The 21,304-nt window shown below is 48.5% G+C and carries 17 protein-coding genes and 2 tRNA genes; 5 read left to right on the top strand and 14 right to left on the bottom strand.

Annotated elements, in window-relative coordinates; genetic code table 11:
- Positions 1-15: 15 nt before the first annotated feature.
- The 6 genes from der to POREN0001_RS08220 form a co-directional block, all read right to left on the bottom strand.
- A complete protein-coding gene (gene der / locus POREN0001_RS08240; RefSeq protein ID WP_004335042.1) occupies positions 16-1,326 on the bottom strand; it encodes a ribosome biogenesis GTPase Der in 1,311 nt (436 codons plus the stop codon).
- Positions 1,327-1,385: 59 nt separating this feature from the next.
- On the bottom strand, positions 1,386-2,309 hold the full coding sequence (gene era, locus POREN0001_RS08235; protein ID WP_004335168.1) for a GTPase Era: 924 nt from the start codon (positions 2,307-2,309) through the stop codon (positions 1,386-1,388).
- Between the two features lie 23 nt (positions 2,310-2,332).
- Complete coding sequence (locus tag POREN0001_RS08230; protein WP_040581555.1) at positions 2,333-3,337, bottom strand: beta-ketoacyl-ACP synthase III; 1,005 nt, start codon at positions 3,335-3,337, stop codon at positions 2,333-2,335.
- Between the two features lie 353 nt (positions 3,338-3,690).
- Complete coding sequence (gene rpmF / locus POREN0001_RS09315) at positions 3,691-3,873, bottom strand: 50S ribosomal protein L32 (RefSeq protein WP_083797856.1); 183 nt, start codon at positions 3,871-3,873, stop codon at positions 3,691-3,693.
- A gap of 31 nt (positions 3,874-3,904) precedes the next feature.
- Positions 3,905-4,405 carry a YceD family protein gene (locus POREN0001_RS09160; RefSeq protein WP_004335125.1) on the bottom strand — a complete coding sequence of 167 codons (501 nt, stop codon included), beginning with the start codon at positions 4,403-4,405 and terminating at the stop codon, positions 3,905-3,907.
- A 266-nt stretch (positions 4,406-4,671) separates the two neighbouring features.
- Positions 4,672-4,742: transfer RNA gene (locus POREN0001_RS08220), tRNA-Cys, on the bottom strand.
- 428 nt (positions 4,743-5,170) lie between these two features.
- Between POREN0001_RS08220 and POREN0001_RS08215 the strand changes: the two genes are divergently transcribed.
- The 3 genes from POREN0001_RS08215 to POREN0001_RS09410 are packed head-to-tail and all read left to right on the top strand — an operon-like array spanning position 5,171 to position 8,250.
- Positions 5,171-5,410 carry a DUF4492 domain-containing protein gene (locus POREN0001_RS08215; RefSeq protein WP_004335124.1) on the top strand — a complete coding sequence of 80 codons (240 nt, stop codon included), beginning with the start codon at positions 5,171-5,173 and terminating at the stop codon, positions 5,408-5,410.
- A 47-nt stretch (positions 5,411-5,457) separates the two neighbouring features.
- Complete coding sequence (locus POREN0001_RS09415) at positions 5,458-7,059, top strand: cytochrome ubiquinol oxidase subunit I (protein WP_004335117.1); 1,602 nt, start codon at positions 5,458-5,460, stop codon at positions 7,057-7,059.
- Positions 7,060-7,086: 27 nt separating this feature from the next.
- A complete protein-coding gene (locus POREN0001_RS09410; protein WP_004335100.1) occupies positions 7,087-8,250 on the top strand; it encodes a cytochrome d ubiquinol oxidase subunit II in 1,164 nt (387 codons plus the stop codon).
- A 403-nt stretch (positions 8,251-8,653) separates the two neighbouring features.
- On the opposite strand, the gene POREN0001_RS08200 is transcribed toward POREN0001_RS09410, so the two are convergent.
- From POREN0001_RS08200 to pheT, 8 genes are all read right to left on the bottom strand, one after another.
- Positions 8,654-8,727: transfer RNA gene (locus POREN0001_RS08200), tRNA-Met, on the bottom strand.
- Positions 8,728-8,994: 267 nt separating this feature from the next.
- The gene (locus POREN0001_RS08195) at positions 8,995-9,492 is read right to left on the bottom strand and encodes a metallophosphoesterase family protein (protein ID WP_004335082.1); all 498 of its coding nucleotides are present in this window, start codon (positions 9,490-9,492) and stop codon (positions 8,995-8,997) included.
- Positions 9,493-9,614: 122 nt separating this feature from the next.
- Positions 9,615-11,759, bottom strand: a complete 2,145-nt coding sequence (locus POREN0001_RS08190; protein ID WP_004335131.1) for a peptidylprolyl isomerase — start codon at positions 11,757-11,759, stop codon at positions 9,615-9,617.
- Between the two features lie 174 nt (positions 11,760-11,933).
- Complete coding sequence (locus POREN0001_RS08185) at positions 11,934-13,175, bottom strand: hypothetical protein (protein ID WP_004335149.1); 1,242 nt, start codon at positions 13,173-13,175, stop codon at positions 11,934-11,936.
- Between the two features lie 29 nt (positions 13,176-13,204).
- Positions 13,205-13,822 carry a ribonuclease H1 domain-containing protein gene (locus POREN0001_RS08180; protein WP_004335139.1) on the bottom strand — a complete coding sequence of 206 codons (618 nt, stop codon included), beginning with the start codon at positions 13,820-13,822 and terminating at the stop codon, positions 13,205-13,207.
- Positions 13,823-13,827: 5 nt separating this feature from the next.
- A complete protein-coding gene (locus POREN0001_RS09155; RefSeq protein WP_004335067.1) occupies positions 13,828-14,829 on the bottom strand; it encodes a tetratricopeptide repeat protein in 1,002 nt (333 codons plus the stop codon).
- 99 nt (positions 14,830-14,928) lie between these two features.
- The gene (locus POREN0001_RS08170) at positions 14,929-15,651 is read right to left on the bottom strand and encodes a YebC/PmpR family DNA-binding transcriptional regulator (protein WP_004335147.1); all 723 of its coding nucleotides are present in this window, start codon (positions 15,649-15,651) and stop codon (positions 14,929-14,931) included.
- Between the two features lie 54 nt (positions 15,652-15,705).
- The gene (gene pheT, locus POREN0001_RS08165; protein WP_004335074.1) at positions 15,706-18,210 is read right to left on the bottom strand and encodes a phenylalanine--tRNA ligase subunit beta; all 2,505 of its coding nucleotides are present in this window, start codon (positions 18,208-18,210) and stop codon (positions 15,706-15,708) included.
- A gap of 231 nt (positions 18,211-18,441) precedes the next feature.
- On the opposite strand from pheT, the gene POREN0001_RS08160 reads away from it, so the two are divergent.
- A complete protein-coding gene (locus POREN0001_RS08160) occupies positions 18,442-19,713 on the top strand; it encodes a lipopolysaccharide biosynthesis protein (protein ID WP_147286683.1) in 1,272 nt (423 codons plus the stop codon).
- Complete coding sequence (locus POREN0001_RS08155; RefSeq protein ID WP_115321399.1) at positions 19,676-21,280, top strand: asparagine synthase-related protein; 1,605 nt, start codon at positions 19,676-19,678, stop codon at positions 21,278-21,280. The genes POREN0001_RS08160 and POREN0001_RS08155 overlap by 38 nt, the downstream gene beginning before the upstream one ends.
- The last annotated feature ends 24 nt before the right edge of the window (positions 21,281-21,304 follow it).

The raw sequence follows: 21,304 nt of genomic DNA, 5'->3' as shown, positions 1-21,304 counted from the left end.
TTCTATGGGCAAAATCTATTTCTCTCGGATAAAGATATTGATAGGAATACCCGAGAAATCCCAATTCTTACGAATCTGATTTTCCAGGAATCGCTTGTAGGGATCTTTTACCCATTGCGGGAGATTGGCATAGAATGCAAACGAAGGCACCGCTGTGGGCAACTGAGTTACGTACTTTATCTTGATGTACTTCCCTTTCCACGATGGAGGAGGCGTTTCCTCTATAATAGGCAACAACACCTCGTTCAACTCATGAGTAGGGATGCGCTTCGAGCGGCGTTGGTACACAGCATTTGCCACTTCCAACACCTTAAATATACGCTGCTTAGTGAGGGCACTAATGAAGAGAATCGGGAAATCCGAGAAGGGAGCAAGACGCGAACGAATTGCCTCCTCAAAGACACGAATTGCCTCATTGGTTTTATTCTCCACGAGGTCCCACTTATTAACGCAGACTACCAACCCTTTGCTGTTTCGCATCACAAGGGAGAGGATATTGACATCTTGGCTCTCAATTCCTCGCGTTACGTCAATCATAGCAATGCAGATATCACTATTTTCGATAGCACGTATCGAACGAATTACCGAGTAGTACTCAAGGTCTTCTTGCACCTTACCTCTTTTGCGAATACCTGCAGTATCGACAAGGTAAAAGCTGAAACCAAATTTATTGTACTCCGTATAGATAGAGTCTCGCGTGGTGCCGGCCACATTCGTTACAATGTTTCGCTCCTCCCCTATAAAGGCGTTGATAAGCGAAGACTTACCGGCATTGGGGCGACCTACCACGGCAAAGCGAGGGAGTTCCTTCTCGGTTTCTCTCTCGTGTTGCTCGGGGAGCGAGTTGACGATAGCGTCCAAAAGATCTCCGGTACCGGAGCCATTGATAGCACTAATGGCATAGGGATCCCCCAAGCCGAGAGCGTAAAACTCAGCACTTTGGTAGCCAATCTCGAATGTATCCGCCTTATTAGCAACCAGAAGAATTGGCTTCTTGGCACGTCGAAGCAGCCCCGCGACCTCCCGATCCAAGTCGGTCATCCCGGCCATTACATCCACAACAAAGAGGATTACATCGGCCTCCTCTATCGCGATCTGTACCTGCTTATTTATCTCAGACTCGAAAACATCCTCACTGCCGGAGACCCATCCTCCCGTATCAACGATGGAGAACTCGTGCCCCGTCCAGTTGGTGTGCCCATATTGACGGTCGCGCGTTGTTCCTGATATCTCCGTTACAATAGCTTGTCGGCTCCCTACCAATCGGTTGAAGAGAGTGCTCTTCCCCACATTGGGGCGACCTACTATGGCTACTAAATTACTCATATATTGATATTATACCTTGCTCATTTTGAGCGAGTTTTCTTTCTTTAGAAAAGGAGAATTTAGTCTAGCGAATAGCCAAACTCCGATAGATCGCGATCATTTTGTCGCCAATCTTTCTCCACTCGCACGATAAGCTCTAAGCGAATGTGCTTATCGAAAAATTTCTCCAGAGGGCGACGAGCTGCAATACCGAGCTTCTTAATCGCAACCCCTTTATGCCCTATGATGATCCCCTTTTGGCTCTCTCTCTCTACCATAATAACAGCCCTGATATCAATCCGCTGAGAGCTTTCTTTGAATTCTTCCACTACAACCTCCACAGCATAAGGTACCTCTTGGGTATAGTAGAGGAGGATTTTTTCTCGGATAATCTCTGAGACAAAAAAACGCGCCGGGCGATCGGTAAGCGCATCTTGCTCAAAATAGGGAGGAGCAATAGGGAGAAGCTCCTCAATACGCTTCTTGAGCGGCTGCACATTGAAGCGATTGGTAGCAGAGATAGGGAGTATTTCGGCTTTGGGAAGAAGCGTATGCCACTCCTCTACCAGCTCTTCGAGATGTTTTTGATCGGTAAGGTCGATTTTATTTATTACAAGGAGAATAGGACACTCAAGGCGCCCCACAGCTTGTAAGAAATCCAGATTCTTCTCCCTACGCTCCACTACATCGGTCACGTATATAAGCACATCGGCATCAGTCAGAGCCTGATCCGAGAAGGCTCGCATACGCTCCTGTAGCTTATAATTGGGCTTAAGCACCCCAGGAGTATCTGAGTAAACCACCTGCATATCGGGTGTATTGACAATACCCAATATGCGGTGGCGAGTAGTCTGAGCTTTGGATGTGATGATAGAGAGACGCTCCCCTACAAGGTAATTAAGAAGCGTAGACTTCCCTACATTGGGGTTACCTACGATATTAACAAACCCTGAGCGATAATTCTGAGGATGCTCAGCGGGGGGAGAAAACGTACTATCCATCATTTAATTGCAAAAGCCCTAGTAGATTAGTCTTCCTTAGGATCATACCCCCACTTGAGGTACACAGCACCCCAAGTATAGCCGGCACCAAAAGAAGTAAGTATGAGGTTATCCCCCTTGCGCAACTTCTTCTCCCACTCCCACAAACAGATGGGGATAGTGGCAGAACTGGTGTTGCCATACTTCTCGATATTGATCATGACTTTTTCTTGAGGCACCTTGAGGTAACGCCCTACCATGTCTATGATACGACGGTTGGCTTGGTGGGGAACAACCCATGCAATGTCATTATTGGTAAGGTTATTACGCTTCATAACCTGCTCGCAAACGTCCGACATGCCATTTACAGCATACTTAAATACGTGACTACCTTCTTGGTAAACGAAGTGCTCACGACGCGCTACAGTCTCTGCAGTTGCCGGGCTGGCAGAGCCTCCCGACTTCATGATAAGGTGAGGACGCCCCACTCCATCCGTATGGAATATAGAGTCCATCACACCCACGGGTTCTTCTGTTGCCTCTAGTAGTACACAACCGGATCCATCACCGAAAAGAGCACAAGTCTGGCGGTCTGTATAGTCTACAGCGGCAGACATTTTCTCTGTTGCCACAATTACGAGACGCTTACAACGCCCGGAACGGATATAGTTAGCACCCGTCTCTAGTGCATAAAGCCAACTGGGGCAAGCCGAGACAAGGTCGAACGTAAACGCATTGGCACAACCACTATCGTGCGCTACAATAGACGAAGTAGGAGGGAAGTGATAGTCCGCCGTATTGGTTGCGAGGAATAGCCCCTCTACGCTTAGGGGATCTATATGGAAACGCTCTAGCATTCCCTTTACAGCCTCGGTTGCCATGTAGGAAGCACCTTTGGAGGGATCCTTTAGGATGCGACGTTCTTTGATACCCACCCGAGTCATGATCCACTCATCGCTGGTGTCGACCATCTTTTCTATATCTGCGTTGGTCAACTTATCCTCTGGCAGATAGGCCCCTACTGCAGTAATGGTAGCGTATATTTGATTCATCATTGTAGTCTGTTTATGCGTTATATATCAATTTGTAGCACTAATGATCAGCGAGAGTTTGCTCTCCGAGGGGGACTCAAATCCCCTCCTCATTCTTCCGAAAAGAGAGTGTATCCGCTTTCCAAGCACTAAGGTAGTAAAAATAGGACAAACCTATCATCTACAAGAGTTCTAGTGAGACAAAACGGCTCGGAGAGAATACAAAAACTTCGAGGTATATGCAGGATCCTATGGCATAGTGCCTACATTGTTACCTCGAAGTCTCTTTTTCTCTCACTCAGTAACCCTTAAATGCAAATGACCAACACTGCTAGGGGCAAAGATACCGAGAGAGCGACACCTAGAAAAGTTGCTTATTCTTCACTCTTGGCGATAGCGAGTTTACCTCTGTAGTAACCGCACTCGCCACACACCGTATGGTAGATGTGCCAAGCACCGCATTGGGGGCACTTTGCTAGGGTAGGCATAGCTGCCTTATCGTGAGTTCTGCGCTTGAGAGTTCTGGTTTTCGATTGTCTACGTTTAGGATGTGCCATTGTTTGATTCCTTTATATTCTTACTTATTTATTATTTGTCGAATTGTATTTGCTCCAAGTCCGCCCAGCGTGGATCTTTGGCATTCTGCTGCTGGTGAAGGAAAAAGGACTCCACCTCTTCGCTACAAGCACCTTCTTCGTGCACTTTGCGCATAGGCATGGCCAAAACCACTAGCTGCCAAAGGATTTCGTCTAAGCCCATCTCCGGTTCGTTGCGCGACACCATAAAGTCACTATCAGAGACCTCCTTTGTCTCTGCCCCGAGAGCAAAGCTCATAGGGAAAACAGCCTCAATTTCTGCATCAAGAGGAGCATTACAGCGGTCGCAGAGAGTGCGAACCGTACCCTCTAGCACGAAGTCGATCTCAAAATTATCTCCACTACGCGTCCCCTCCAGCGTTACTTTTACGTCTCCCCCAAAGATGTCGAACCCCTCGATAGCTGCGAGAAAGGAATCATCTAGGGTATAGACAATATCAAACTCACCATCGGGTAACCCTCTAAGGCTAAGTATGTAACGCGCTTCTACCATGCTTTTATTCTAGCGTCTTGTTGCAAACGGGCATCTAGATGCTCGTCAAAAATTCCCTGCAAAGTTAGTGCTTTTTCCGATAACCTTGCACAACAAATAGCCCCCAACCTCTCTGTTTCCACTTTCTCAGTATACCAAAAGCACATTGGGTGCCTTCTGTAGGCTTAGAGAAGGAGCGGAGAAGAAGAGCAGGCCTTATCTCTTATAAAAAAATAAGGAGCACAAATGCCATTCCATTACAGAATGTCACAGTACTCCTCTTAGTGAGGTTCGTGGCGGAATCGAACCGCCGTAGACGGTTTTGCAGACCGGTGCCTAACCACTTGGCTAACGAACCATCTCTCCGTGAGAGCACGAATACAAGGCATCTCCCCCGTTTCGTAGTGCAAAGGTAATAATAAACTTTGGATGTACAACTCTTCCGCCCAAAAACGAAAAATAAATCACCCAAAACGGGAGCTCCATTCTGGGCAAAACATTTTTATTTTTAGGCCTGTATTCCATCTTTTTTCAGCCGGCATTCAACCCTCTTTTCAGCTACTTGTTTTTATTATAGTCGCCCTTGCTCAATTGTCAAGTGTACCCTCCTCACAGGAAATACAAATCAATAATAATATCACACAATAAGTGTTCAAAAACAAGATTCCAGAAAAAAAAGCCCTACTTTTGCACCAAAAGAAGCCGACAAAACCGGCATTCGATTACAAAATCGTATCCAACCCTTGCGAAAGCATAGGATAGAAATAACGTAGCACATAGACGACTATGAGTAGTAAAACAGATGCAAAGAAGGCTCCTTTTTGGCGTAGAGCCTTTTATCTCTACTATGATGGATTTCGCTCCATGAGTCGCACCTCTAAGGTTTTGTGGACTCTCGCCCTTATCAAATTGTTTATCATGTTTGCCATCCTACGCCCCTTTTTCTTCCCACGCATTGTGGGGCAGCAAGGAGATAAAGAGCAGCAAGCCAACTTTGTTATGGAGCAAATCACCCATGAGAAATAGCTCTCCTTTAGAGAGATTGAAAGAGAAGGAAATAAAATAATCACGATATGGAAATTGAAGCATTACTCACTTGGTCGAGGGCGCAATTTGCCCTTACGGCCTGCTATCACTGGCTCTTTGTGCCACTCACCCTGGGGCTAGGTATTATCATGTCTTTAGCCGAGACAAAATACTATCGCACACGCAAACCGGAGTGGAAGCACTGGGCTCAATTTTGGCAAAAGCTCTTTGGTATCAATTTTGCCATTGGTGTTGCCACAGGTATCATTCTAGAATTTGAGTTCGGCACCAATTGGTCGAACTATAGTTGGCTCGTAGGCGACATCTTTGGGGCTCCCCTCGCAATTGAGGGTATCTTGGCTTTCTTTATGGAAGCAACCTTCATCGCCGTCATGTTCTTTGGTTGGAACAAAGTGACTCCTCGCTTTCACCTCGCCTCCACATGGCTCACCGTGATAGGGGCGACCATCTCGGCTGTTTGGATTCTTATCGCCAACTCATGGATGCAAGATCCTCAAGGGGTGATTTTCAATCCTGCAACGGTACGCAGCGAAATGGCAGACTTCTGGGCAGTGGCTCTCTCCTCTACTGCCATCAATAAGTTCTGGCATACAGTTACCTCTTCTTGGCTACTCGGCTCTATATTTGCCCTTGCCGTATGTGCCTACTACATGCTTCGCAAGGACAAAAAGCACCATGAGTTCGCTCTCGCCAATGCTCGCATAATTGCCCCCTTTGGACTTATCGCAGCTCTTCTTACGGCCTTCACGGGCGATACCAGTGCTGTAAACGTAGCTGAGCGTCAACCGATGAAGCTCGCCGCTATGGAGGGATTATACAATGGAGGAATGAACACTCCGGAGGGAAAATCTCTTGAGGGAGGGGCTTCTCTTAGCCTATTTGGCATCCCCAAGAGAGAGGTACCTGCACCGGGAGAAGAGGCTTTCTACTTTAATACAAAGGTGCCTAAGATGCTATCTCTTATGGCCACCCACACCCCCGATGGCTATGTACCCGGCATCAACAATTTGCTTGATGGTGGATATTACCTCCCCGATGGCTCCATTGCCCTCAGTGCTGAAGAAAAAATGGAGCGTGGACGTACAGCTCTTGCGGCCCTCACCCAATACCACGAAGCTATGAAGGCAGGGAATCAGTCGGAGATGGATGCTCAAAATAAGATCATCCAAGAGAACTTCCCCTACTTTGGCTACGGTCACATCAACGATCGCAGCGAACTCATTCCCAATGTCCCCATTAACTATTACTCGTTCCGTATAATGGTAGGTTGTGGACTCCTTTTCATTCTCGTCCTTCTCATCGCTACCATCTTTGCACGTAAGCCGGAGAAGTATAGAAAGATGCGCTGGTTCCACATACTAACCATCGTATGCCTCCCTCTTGTTTACCTTGCAAGCCAATCAGGATGGATTGTAGCCGAACTCGGACGCCAGCCTTGGACTATCCAAGACATCCTCCCGGTACGAGCTGCGGTATCCTCAATAGAGGCTTCAAGTGTAATGATCACATTTGCCCTTTTTGCGCTACTCTTTACAGTGCTCTTGGTGGCAGAGATCAATATCATGGTGAAATCGGTAAAAGAGGGTCCCGCACAACAGGGTACATCCTCCGAAGAAACAAATAAGTAATCCCTTATAAGCAAAAGAAAAGAGACTATGGACTATTCATTTTTTCAACACTATTGGTGGCTACTCGTCTCGCTGTTAGGGGCGTTGCTTGTATTCTTGCTTTTCGTGCAGGGAGGGCAAACATTCATTTGGCCCTGGCAAAAAGATGTCACGCTACAGAAGATGATTATCAACTCCTCAGGACGCAAGTGGGAGTTTACCCTTACTACCCTTGTAACCTTTGGTGGGGCATTTTTTGCCTCCTTCCCCCTCTTCTACTCCACCAGCTTTGGTGGTGCTTACTGGGTTTGGATGCTCATACTCTTCTGCTTTGTCATCCAAGCAGTATCCTACGAATACCAGTCAAAGCATGGCAATGTATGGGGCAAAAAGACCTTTCATACCTTCCTCGTACTTAATGGCATTTTGGCTCCTGTATTGCTTGGGGCTGCGGTGTCAACCCTATTTACCGGAGGCAATTTCCTTGTGGATAAATCGGTGATCTATAATTTCACTCAAGCTGCAGGCCCCATCTCTGCATGGCAACCCTATCATGGCATTCAGCTCCACGGATTAGAGGCTGTGCTCAATCCTTGGAATCTAGTGCTAGGTATTGCCGTCCTTTTCTTAGCTCGCACTACTGCCCTTCTCTACTTCATCAACAATATTGATGATGAGGCACTCCAAACCAAAGCGAAGAAGGCGCTCCGACCCAACGCCCTCATCTTTGTGGTGTTCTTTGTGGCTTACGTGGCATTCTTAGTAACGACAACGGGATATACCGAAGACCCAACCACGGGCGTTATCAGCCTCGAAAATTACAAGTACCTGCATAACTTCCTAGCTATGCCTATCGTACTTATTATTTTCTTGATAGGGGTTGTACTTGTACTTGCAGGCATTGCACTAACCCTCTTTAAGCCTGCATTCCGCAAGGGAATTTGGGTAGAAGGCGTGGGTGTTGTCCTTTCGGTTCTTGGGTTGCTCCTCGTAGCAGGCTGGAACAATACGGCCTACTATCCCTCCCTCTTCGATATGCAAAGCTCCCTAACCCTACGCAATAGTTCTTCAAGCCCTTACACCCTGCAGGCGATGAGCATCGTATCTCTACTGATCCCCTTTGTGCTCGCTTATATCTTCTATGCTTGGCGCTCTATCGACAAGAAAAAGATGACTCGTAAGGAGATTGAAGATAACCATCACACTTACTAACTTTACCTCTTCTATATAATTGCTGCGCCCTGCCTCGTGAGTTAGACTCGCTAGGCAGGGCTTCTTATATCCTGAGACTCACTCCTCAACTAGGATATGACATAATACGAAAAAGGCCTCCATGGGATGAACACCTCCTCTCCTCCCTTAATAGAATCCCTGTACCTCTGAATGTACAAAGAGGACGATAGAAACACACCTTACTCCCCCTTTCCTTGCCCCTCAGCGACCTTTTATAAAGACTTCTCCATCTTCGTAGGGGATTCTATGCCCTATATGTTTTAGGATCGTGTATTCCACTCTTCCGTTTCTTAGCGATGTTGCTATAGATTGCTCCCCTTCGGATAAAAGAAAAAGAGGCTCCCTCAAAAAAAGGAAGCCCCCAAAAGTGTTATGAAACGTGTAGCGAGACCCGGGATTGAACCGGGGACCTCATGATTATGAATCATGCGCTCTAACCAGCTGAGCTATCTCGCCATCTATTTTGGAGAGAGGTGAGGCCTTCGCTTTAGGTCACTCTCTCAGAAAGCAGTGCAAAGGTACTACTTATTTTCATTCCCTGCAATACCTAAAAGCATTTTCTATCCCTAATAAAATCGGATATACCATCATTGGCAGAAAACATCCCTCTCATTGAATGAAAATAAGAGTCTACACCCTACTCAGTGAAGGAGAATAAGAGAAGAGGACCTCCGCTCTTAGCAAGAAACAGGCAGGAGAAAGAGGGCTTGCTTAAAGCGAGAATTAACGATAACCGGAAAGCTCAATTACCTCAAGATCGCGCAGCTGCTCCCCATCCACCACTAAGCGAACCAAAGTACGTACAGGCTGCCACCCCTGTATCCCTGCTGCCCCAGGATTGATATGCAAGAGGTTATTTTTTCGATCGGGCATCACCTTGAGAATATGACTATGACCGCTAAGAAACAGATGAGGCTGGGTACGAGAGATCAATTCTTTGGCTGCTGCTGTATATCGCCCCGGATAGCCTCCGATGTGAATGAGAGCAATACGCGCTTTTTCTATCGTTACAGAAAGCGTTTCGGGATACTGGCGCCGAGTGTCGCTATCATCGATATTTCCATAGACGGCATAGAGAGGGGCAATATCCTGCAAACGCTCAGCAAGCAAAAGAGAACCTATATCTCCACAATGGAAAATAGCCTCGCATGTTCCTAGATAATGCGCATAACGCTCGTCCCAATAACCGTGAGTATCGGAGAGAATACCTATTCTCGTCATGATGGTCTAGATAAAAGAATCCGCCCCCACACTCCTTCCCTTAGTCAGAAGGCATTGCGGAAGCGGATTGTTAGTACCTCTGGGGGATATCCCCTCTAGAGAGATTTTTTCTTATTCTGAGCTTAGAAGAACTTAGCGCGATTGTCCACAATATCCATATCACGCATGAGCTGTTGGAAAGCTCTATAACCAAGACCTTGACCCAAAGCTCGGCGTTGCTGACGGAGTTGTGCCTCCTGAGACTGTCCTACGGGTGTCTTAATCTCACGGAGAGGCTTTACTACCATCACCTCGGTACCTGAGCGGAATGGCTTAGAAATCGTATTTATAGCCGTAGTCATAGCGTGGGCACTCAACATAGGAGTCACAGAACCACGAGCTACCAAACTTACACTAGGGATGGTATCTACACTAGCCTGCATAGCCACGGCATAGCCATCTAGATCGGCAAATTTCTTTCCTTCCAAGTCTGTTGCGAGCTTATCACCACGCTTCTCCATTGTTAGGTAGTCGCGAATGTCTTCCTTCACATCCTCAAAAGGTTGTGTACCTGCAGGCACCTGCTCTTTTACCGTAGCAACAACGAGGTTAGCATCTCCACAACGGAATACTTTCTCATTTACCTCGCCGGGCTTTGCCTTCAAGAGCCAGCTTACAGCTTCGCGAGACGAAGGAATATTGGCAAGGTTAATCGAGGTGGGTTCTACACGAGCATCACGCACAACTTCGAGACCCTTTGCCTCAGCTTCCTTAGCCATTTCGTCAAAAGATTTGCCGCTAGCCAAGATATTGTTGATAGTAGAATACTTTTCGCTAAAGGTGCCTTCGCTGAAGGTTACAGGCAAGTTGATATAAGCAATCTTGTACTTAGTTGCTTCGGGCATTGCCTTAGCCACCTGCATAATCACCTTAGTTGCCCCTAGCGTAGAGGTGAAAGCACGCCCTACAGGCACCTTGTAAAGGGTGTCAAGTTTTTGCATAGTAGCCATAGCTTCTGTGAGCGTCGTATCCGGCATCCCCATGCGATCTTGGAAGATGATATAACCACCTTGAGCCTTGGTTTGAGGGTCTGCGGAGTAACGCATAGCCATATCAGCAAAAGCAGCTCCACCATTGATAGCACCAACAATGCTGTCTGCCTTAGTAGCATTCAGAGAGTCGAGTACAATGATACGAGCTTGAACGCCCGATGGTGCAGACTTCTTTGCCATCACCTTTACGAGGGAATAGCTATCATTTTCTATAGAAGGAGTATTAACGGCTCCCACCTCAGAAGACTCAATAAACTCTACGAGAGAAGAGGGCAATTGGATATCACGAAGTTCTTGTCCGGACATGTAATACTCAGGAGCAAAAGCCTCAGAGTGATTACGAGTGATCGTGCTAGCATCGCTTGCGCCAAGCAGACTTGTACGAGTCTTATTCATCAAAGCCAAAGCATCTGAGTAGTCTTTGGCACTGGGGCGAATAGCTACGTTGATATACTCCACACGTGTAAAAGGATACTTCTGGATAAACATGCGAGGGCGCTTGTTGTAGTACTCACGCACCTCGTCGTCGGTAGCACGCACTGTAGTGTCGGCAAGGATAGTACTAGGAGTACGCACCACAGCGACATCGCGAGAAGGCACATCCGAAAGGAATTGTGCATCCACCTTATTGATGGCATAGCTACGAGTCATGATCGCATTGAACTTAGAGCCCAAACGTTCATTGCGCACCGAGCGAAGGAGAGCATCCCAACTATTCTTGATCATTCGCATCTGCCCTTGTTGCTCCGCAGGGAGTTGGGCAATTTGATTGTCAGAGATTTGTTCAAGGAATGTCTGCACAGCATTGCGATCGCTAGGGTTAATACCCAACTGCGAGATAAACTGCTGCGCTTGGTATGCGGGGGAAACGCCATCACCCAATACAAGGGCGATCAATTCTTCAGGAGTAACCTTTAGACCTAGGGCATCAGCCTCTTTCTCTAGAGCAATGCTTTGGATGTACTCTTCGGCAAGCTGATTATTGAGTTGCATGCGCTGCTCATCTGTAAGATGATTGCCATTAGCTTCGGCAGCCTCTTGCAGCTGTTGCAACCGTTGGTGATAGTCTTCTGCCTTGATTTTCTCACCGTCAATCTTGAGGGCATAGTTGTTACTCATCTGGAAGAGGGTTCCGCCTGAACGCAATCCGTCTCCGACAATAAACGCGAGGAGGGCAACCCCGATAACGATAATCAGGAGGCCGGCTCGGTTACGAATCTTCTGTAATGTAGCCATATATGTACTATATCTTTTATTCTTCGTTAATTGCTACCTATTCAAAGCGCAAAGGTAAGAAACAAATGCGAACCTAGGTATTCCAAACTCGGTTTTTAGGGTAAAATTTATAGGAGAAGCAGGTGATTTAATTTCAAATATAGGCCTAAACTTCTTCTAAAATCAGCCTAATTACTAGGAGTGAAGCAGGCTAAAAGTAGCAACAAATTGGGTATCAGCATCTATCGAGTGGAGCGGAAGGATCCCTCTAAGCAGCTTTGCGTCAGCATCAAAGCGAGGGGGATTCGCAAATTCCGAGGCTCGAGACCATACGAGAGCATCCCCTTTTTTAGCAAACGAAGCTATTTGAAAACGATAACGAGCCTCAGGCATTCCCAAACGCTCATAGAGCCGGTGTGCCAATAATCCCATAGTGGAGCGCACATTGACCTCGACGGCAGGATGCAACAAGACCTCGCCACGCACCCCTCGATAGGTGAGCATATCCACCCCCACAGCTCCTCGATAATGGGGGGCAACTCTCCTCTGCAAAAAATCTCGATGTATCGCTATTACCTCTTCGAGTAGCCTTTCTCCCACTACAGAAACCAACTTCTGCCAAAGGATCCGAGGATGACACACTTCATTATATAGGTATCGACATTTTTCCGTAACAAAGTGTGACAAGCCAATAAAATCCACTTGCCCCTCTTCGTCTATTTGGTACTCGGCAGCCCAATCTTCCAGTTTATCAAGGAGCGGCTCTAAACTGATTACTCCATTTTTTTGTCTCTGAGCCATGAGGGAACGACGGCTCTCTTGGGACAGGGGCAAGACGTAAGGTAGCACCCCTCGCCCCGAAGAAGAAAAAGGGAGCTTTGCCAAAATAGCCCCAGGAGCCAATGCAAGACAAGCCTCTTCCAGCTCCTCGTCGGTATAACAAAATCGGGGTATAATTTTAGGGGGGACAGGCAACTCTTGTAATAGCTCCACTGACAAACTCCGATCGTATAGCTCAGAAGGGTAAGGACGAGAGTACGAGTCGGGGATATCCAACAGAGGAAAACCCGAGCGAAAATGCGAAAAGAGAGGACGAAGGGTAGGCTCCGGGCCCCAAAGGGAGAGGTGCAAAGGGTGATGAATCGTTCTCCCCAACTCCACCTCTTCTGCCCCAAAAACGTGAGCAAGGGGGAAGGGCATTTCTTTTGAAAATCGAGGGGCATTACAAGGCAACCAAACCCAATCCTGCTCGGGTTTAGGAGCAATCCATGCAGGCAGATAGGCAAGGTCGCGCCTCATCTGCCGAACGATGCGAGGGGGCGTATAGCTCACACTCCTCTGATGCGCTAGGGCAACTTCATTACCGTAATTAAAGTAAAAAAGTTGTCCACAGGGGGGATTCTTTCTATCCTCTTTCGGGGGCATTACCTCAGCCATTACCTCTCTAGTAAGATGGAATAAGCCCTCTATTTGCGCCCATAATCTGCCGGGATCTCTCCCCAAACCTCCGTCTTCCACTTGAGCAATGGCACACGTACTTCGGGGGGATTTTGGGCGAGCCAGGCTTCTGCTCGGCGTATCAGATCGAGGGCAAAGGCACTCTTCTCGCTCGGTTTGAGAGTGGTCTTGCATTTCCCAGTCCGCACCCAAGCCATAGCCGTACGGCTATCACTATAAATAGGTGTACGTACGCCTTGCTGGAGGCAAAGTGCCATGGCGTGTACGATAGCCAAAAACTCGGCAATATTATTCGTTCCGAAAAATTGTTGAGAAGCAAAGATTACTTCATGCGAATCCGCATTTACCCCTCTGTACTCACACATTCCCGGATTTCCGGATGAGGCTCCATCCACAGCAATGCTCGGGAATATGGGATAATCAGCCCCTGACCTACCGCCCTTTGCTGCCACACCCAAGGAAGAAGGTAACGGGGAGCCGGAATAGGCGCGCTGAGCCTCCAACTCCGTGGAGAAAGACTTGTACTTTGCTCCGGTGAAGCCCTCAACTTGCTCTTTACACTCTCCCCAAGAGGCGTAAACGCCAGGGATCCTCCCGACCCACACCACGTAAAACTTTTTTGCCATCCCCCCTAAAGGTGCCCAAAAATATCCCCATAGACGCTTGTATCGTGGATGTACTCGAAGTCCGCTTTGCTCTGAGCTTCACTCTCGTCCATCTCCTGCAATTGAGCCTTATAGGGCGTGGTCTCGCCTCCACGGCCGGACTTATTGAGAAGTTGTATCAGATAAGTTAGGATATTCTTTCCCACAATACCATCCTCTACATAGCCTTGTAGCAGTTGGATCGCTTGGGAGAGATTGCCCGACAGCTCCTCAATATGCCCCAGACCGCAACATGCATCTTCATTGAAAGGATCCTTATCAAGAGCTGTACGGTAGGCCGTTTGCGCCGCCGGGTAGTCCCCTTTGGCGAGGGCAATATCAGCTTCATAGAGGTGGAAACGCTCCTCTTCGGGGAAAGCACGGAAGGCTTCACGAAGAAATTCTGTCGCCTCATCCCATTGCTCAAGAGCCACTAAAGCCTTGGTTTTATAGAGCGAAGAGGTGGGTTCTTCGTCGTGTAAATCGATGGCTTTTGTCGCTTCGTCCACCGCATTTTGCCACTCCTTCTGAGCTAGATAATTGGCGGCCAAAAGACGATGCAAGAGGGCAAGGTCTTTCTCCTCCTCAGTGAGAGCAAGAGCCGTTTTGAGGTCTTCTATAGCCTTGTCGTATTGCCCCTCTTCGTACTCGGCTTTCGCTCTATAAATACGAGTCGTAAGGTGGTTGGGCTCCTCTTCTACGAGTAAATCAAGATGCTTCAGAGCCTGCCGTGTAGCCCCTATCCTCATCAAAGTCTCGGCAAGATAGTAGCGAGTTTCGAACTCGGGGCGCAGCTCTAAAGCCTTACCAAATGCCTTAATAGCAAATGGATATTCCCCTATTTTACTGGCACGAAGGGCATCAAATTTGAGTACATCTGCGTCTCGCTCTGCTTGTAGAGAGGTATTCTCTACCGAGGTTGCGGGCGATTCTTCTTTGGGAGTTGCCCCCGAAGAGGGTTTGCCAAAAAGGCTCTTGAATAGTTTCATATACTTGGAGAGATGGTACAAAAAGAGGAGAAATCAAAGCCTCTGCAAAGCTATTGCTCGGGACTTTAATTGCTCCTCTACTCTTATTTATTAGACGGATTATTCAGGCTCACGCATGTTGGTGAAGACATTTTGCACGTCTTCGTCTTCTTCGATCTTCTCGATGAGTTTGTTTACCTTCTCTGCTTCTTCCGCAGTTACATCTCGGTAATCGTTGGGGATACGAACGAAGTCTACAGAAGAGATTTCAAACCCGGCTCCTTCTAGATAACTCTGTAGTGCCGCATTTTGTGCAAACTCACCATAAACAATGAGTTCGCCATCTTCCTCCTCTATTTCGTCCTCTACGCCAAAGTCGATAAGCTCAAGGGCAAGTTCTTCTAGGTCTACACCCTCTTTTGCCACAAGGTGGAAGACGCACTTATGATCGAAGAGAAACTCTAGGCTCCCCGTTGTACCCAAGCTACCACCATGCTTATTGAAGTAGCTACGAATGTTGGCAACCGTACGAGTAGTATTATCTGTAGCCGTCTCTACAAAGATGGCAATACCGCTGGGTCCATAGCCTTCGTAGTTTACTTCTTTATAGTCCGTAAAGTCTTTGTCGGTCGCCTTTTTGATGGCACGTTCGACATTATCTTTGGGCATATTTTCCTTCTTCGCCGTCTGCATCAAAACGCGTAGGCGCGGATTGGTATCAGGGTCGGGACCGCCACTCTTCACAGCCATGGTGATCTCTTTTCCCAACTTGGTAAAAACGCGAGCCATATTGCCCCAACGCTTCATTTTGCGTGCTTTACGATATTCAAACGCTCTTCCCATATAGTATGATTCGTGCTATTATTATTTCTTTCTCTGTCTCTATCCTCTTCGTGCTCAGCGCAGCTCGGCTCCCAACTCTTTCTCAAGAAGGGTGCGGACGCGCTGCATCGTTTTTTCGATTTGCTTATCGGTGAGTGTAGCCGTGGCATCCTGCAAATAAAAACTCACGGCATAGCTTTTCTTTCCTTCGGGGAGATTCTTGCCCGTATACACATCGAAAAGCTCTACCTTCTTCAGTAGCTTCTGCTCTGCCTTACGAGCCACAGCCTCTACCTGTGCAAAGGTAACTTCTTGCCCCAATAGGAGTGCAAAGTCTCTCTTTACAATGGGGTACTTGACAATCTCTTGCGCTAGGAGAGCTTTTTCTCTCCCTGCTTCCATCAAAAACTCTCGGTCGAACTCTGCATAGTAGACCGGCATCGAGATGTCGAAACGGCGGAGTAATTCAGGCTTAATCTCTCCCATCCACACAATCGTATGCTTCTTCTTTCCCGGGATTTGGTATGCCAAGAAATCGGAGAAGATATCGTTGCTTCCCATCTCTAGGTGTAGGGAGGAGAGGGGGATATTAAGGCGACAAAGGATGTTTTCCACATCGGCTTTGAGGCGGTACACATCGATAGGTTGCTCTTTGGGTGCAAGCCAATTGGTACCACCATATGTACCCGATAGCCAAAGGCCAAACATGGCACGCTCGGAATAGTCTCGGAGTACATCACGAGAGGCCTCATCCCCGAGAGACTCTTGCGGCATAGCCTTATGACGATAGCAGTTGCCCCACTCAAAGAAGGCGCAACTCTGCTGCTTATTATTAAAGTTGCGAGCAATAGCTTCCAAACCGCCAAAGAGGAGTGTCTCACGCAATACGCCTAGTTCTTGACTAAGAGGATTAAGAAGATGCACAAGCTGCTCGGCAGGATAGGTCTCCAACCCTGCGTAATACTTCTCTGCCGTAAGGGAGTTGGAGAGGATCTCTTGGTACCCCACCCCTACAAGCTGCTCACTCAAGAGGAGCTCGGTATGGTAGTCTTTGTCCACCTTGCTTCGGGTGGAGAGATTAGCTCGAATGTAACCTTTCAATGGCACTTCGTTGTAGCCATAGATACGGAGCACCTCCTCTATCACATCCACCTCTCGACGCACATCGATGCGGTAAACCGGCAGATTGAGGAGCCATCCATCGGGCCATACCTCTTGTACCGTTATATCTAGAGATTGCAAGATGCGTAGTACCTCTTCGTCGGGGATCTCGGCTCCGATAGTTTGGGTAAGGCGTGATCTGCGTAGCGTACATACAGGATGCTCTACCGGCATTTGTCGGCAATCGATAACCTCGCCAACCACTTTCCCTCCGGCTAACTCTTGCAGAAGAGCCACAGCTCGGCGCAAAGCATACGAAGTAGCTGCAGGGTCTAACCCACGCTCGAAGCGGAACGAACTATCCGTATTGAGGGCGTGTGCACGTGCCGCCTTACGCACACTGGTACTATTGAAGTTGGCACTCTCTATAAAAACGCGCGTGGTAGTATCAGATACACCGCTCTCGGCACCGCCAAAAATCCCTGCCATGCAGAGGGGGTTGTGCCGGGCATCACAAATCATGATCTCACGGCCATTCAGTTTGCGCTCTATACCATCGAGGGTGGTAAATTGAGTACCCTCGGGGAGTTTTTCTATACGAATCTCCCCTCCTGCAACCTTATCTGCATCAAAGAAATGGAGCGGTTGCCCTACTTCGTGAAGGACAAAATTGGAAATATCCACCAAGAGACTAATCGGGCGAACACCGATAGCAGCAAGACGCTCGCGCAACCACTTAGGACTCTCGCCATTGGTCAAGCCCTCCATCGTTACACCTTGGTAGCGAGGGCACTCCTCGGGAGCTACATCCACAGAAACCATGATGGGCTTACCATCTTTCAGGTCGCTAAGCACGCGTTCTGTCTGAGGGAGTTTGGCTTCTTGGGGGCTACCATGCCGTGTAAGGTAGGCAGCAAGATCTCTCGCCACCCCAAAGTGCGAAGTGGCATCTATCCGGTTGGGCGTAATATCCACCTCAAGGCAATAATCACTCTCTAGGCCAAAATACTTAGCTGCCGGAGTACCGACAACGGCCGTTTCGGGCAATACCATAATACCGCTAGAGTCCACACCAACCCCGATTTCCACTTCGGAACAAATCATCCCAAAGCTCTCTTCGCCGCGCAGTTTCGACTTCTTGATAACGAAACTCTCCTCTCCACTATAGAGAGTGGTACCTATGGTTGCTACGATTACATGCTGCCCCGAAGCTACATTGGGAGCCCCACAGACAATCTTAAGAGGTTCTTCGCCTCCTACATCCACGGTCGTACAATGCAAATGATCGGAGTTGGGATGCATTTCGCAGGTCTCTACACGCCCTACGACAAGCCCCTCTAAGCCACCCTTAATGCTATCTACTTTTTCTACACTCCCAGTCTCTAAGCCAATGGAAGTGAGAGTATCGGCTACTTCCTCGGGCGACATAGTAGCCACCTGAGGGAGGTAATCGCAAAGCCACTTATAGGAGATATTCATATATCTATTACGTATAAATGCCACCACGCTGGATAGGCGGCAAACTATGATTCACACACTAGAGCACCACAAACCTAGAGGGGGAAAACCTACCAAGAAGAGGTGCTTTGCTCTGCAAAAGTACGGCTTTTCGCTGTAATGCTATCGCCTAAGGGCAAATACTTCTCTTGGCAGAGAAAAGAAATGCTTAGAGGGGAGCTTTGATGCCAATTGAGTACCTTTGAAAGCGATATGGCAGCAACACATTCAAACAACTCCATACTACGCGAGAGCATCCGCTTGGTAGGCTCGGGGGCCGCAGGTCAGGTGGTTGCCCTCTTGTTGCTCGCCGTAATTGGTCGCCAGTACGATCAAGAGACAATGGGCGTTTTGGGGAGTTTCCTATCTTGGGGAGGCCTTCTCGCCATTGCATCCGGAGCCCGCTACGAACAGGGCATCGTAGTAGCCAGTGCCGAAGACGAGGCTCACACGCTCTACCACCTTGCCCTGCGCATTTCTCTTATTTTCACCCTAATACTCCTCCCCATAGCCCTTGTAATTGGCTATACCAACCCCTCTCTTACTCCTCTCGGGAGCAGTATCTACGCCCTTCCTTTCTTCGTATTACTCTCCACTTGGTACAACGCATCTGCTCTGTGGGAGCTACGGCACAAGAGGTACAAGATACTCGCCAAAATGCAGTTCATTAAGGGTGTGGGGAACAATCTCCTAAAGGCAGTATTCGGATTCGTAGCAGCCACGATTGGCTCTCTTATCACGGCTCAAATGCTCTCCCTCGTCGCCACCTTCCCTCTTTTCTTCAAGTCGCTAAAAAAAGGATCTAAAGCTCCTAAAACCACCTCCCTCGGGTCGGTTGCCAAGAAATATAGAGGATTCCCACGCTATGGTATTGTGCAAGCACTCATCGATAATCTACTCGGGAGCCTCCTCGTACTGATGCTCCCTCTCCGCTACGGATTGGCAGAAGTGGGGTATCTTACTATGGCCATCATGCTGGCAAGACGCCCCCTACAACTCGTGGCAGAGAACCTATCGAATGTCTACTTCCAACGCCTTAGCGAATGCGTATCCCAACGCCTACCCATCAGGCAGCTAGCATATAAGCTGCTACGCAATACCCTAATCATAAGCATCCCTACAGTGCTACTCCTAGCCCAAGTGGCACCCTACCTGGTCAGCCTGGTTGTAGGAGACAAGTGGCTCCCCTCAGCCCATATTGTAGTATGGATGCTCCCCATGTGCATCCCCAACTTCCTCAACTCAATACTCAACACACTACCCGATATTTTTACACACCAACGGCAGAATATGTGGGCGCAAGTGATTATGCTCATACTCGACGTAGCAGTAATTGCTCTCGGATTTACGCTCTTCGACTTCGATCGCTTTGTCCCCTTCTTCTACCTCTTTATAGCTCTAGAGCAAGTGGGCTATCTGCTTTTCTTACTCCGATTTGTTTGGCATTATGAACAAACCCTTGGCAACACCACAGCAGGCAACTAGCGTAGCTCGGGGGGAGGCTTTCCGCACGACGGACAGCGCATTCCTCTCCTCCGACGGCATCCTACAGCACTTCTCTACGGCACGGAGTGAACAAGACTACCTCCAAAGAGCCGCTGAGCTCAACGGCTCGTGGTACTATATATCCAATAGCCAACCCACCCCGTCGCACGATATTTTTGCTTTTGTAGATCACCGCTCTACCCTCTCCCTTTACTATCGGATTGAGGGCTCCGCAATTCGCTTTAGCAATAATGGGTTCGACCTAATCCACGCCAACGAGACCCGAATAGAGACGCCGCCCACTACCCTTCTCTTCTTCTCGCAATGGGGGTTCACGCCCGAAGACAGCACACTGCACCCCGATATTAAAAGAATCCCCGTGGGATGCGGCATACACTTCTCCCCCTCGACCCGAGAGGTGACAACCCTACGCTACGACACTTCGCTCTACGAAGGTCCCCGACTTGAGGGAATTGGGTACGAAGAAGCCAAGCAACTCTTCCGTGAGCGACTCTCGTGTGCAATGGATCGCATGGCTCAGCGGCTAGAGAGTCATCCCGTAGTGCTCCCCTTAACGGCCGGTCGCGACTCACGGCTCATTGCCCTTGCCCTCAAAGAACGGGACATTACCTCCGTATCCACTTGCACCTATGGAGCTAGCGAAGGGATACACGAAGTACAGCGAGCCCGCACGATTGCTCAAAAACTGGGCTTTCCACACCATTTCATTTCTACCCTACCCACAGGCTACGACAAGCGAGGCTATACCCAAGATGCCGAGGCCATCAAGTATCTAAAACAGATCAGCGGACTTGGCTCGGGCTACTTCTTTGCAGAGTACACAACAGCGCAACAAATGGCGCAACGCTACCCGGGAGCCGTAGTTCTACCCGGGCATAATGGAGATATTATAGGAGGGGATAATCTGCATTTACGGTTCGTAGAAGGAGCTACACGCCTAGAGACTAATGCCTATCTAATGTGCTTTCACGAGAATGGGAATCGCCGACTTGAGCGCAACGAAGTCGCCCAATTAGCCAACCTACATCAAACGCTCCTCGCAAGTTACCCCCAAGACAAAACCGCGATCGAACTCTTTGAGACCTTCCGCAACCGAGAGCTGATGCCCAAGTACTATATCAATTCATCTCGCAGCTGGCGTTACTTTGGGCTATCTGTTTGGATGCCCTTCCTCGACAAAGATCTGTGCCAATTCATGCACAGTCTACCCGCACCCTACCGCATCGGCAAACGACTCTACGAAGAGGTATCTACGGAGCTATTCCGCGAGGCAGGCATCTCGTTTGCCAATGATTTCTCGGCATACCAACAATGGCAAAAACCGGCATTCAGAGTAAAACAACTGCTCCGTCCCTTCTTCGTTTATCAACACTCTCGTAGGCGCCGCCCCCTCTTCCCCAAGGGAGACCTCATGGGATTCCGACAGCTGATGGCGGGGGATCTTCTCAAAGAGGTGCAGCACAAAGTACCATGGCACCCCACTACCATCAATGGACTCTCCTTTGCTTGGTGGTTGCAGTACAATAATTGCCTCCCCAAAGACTGATCGCTAATTTCCCTTCCGACACAG

This window comes from Porphyromonas endodontalis ATCC 35406 (assembly GCF_000174815.1).
GTDB lineage: Bacteria > Bacteroidota > Bacteroidia > Bacteroidales > Porphyromonadaceae > Porphyromonas > Porphyromonas endodontalis.
The sequence above is the reverse complement of the archived record's forward strand: the minus strand, read 5'-3'. Positions and strand labels throughout refer to the sequence as shown.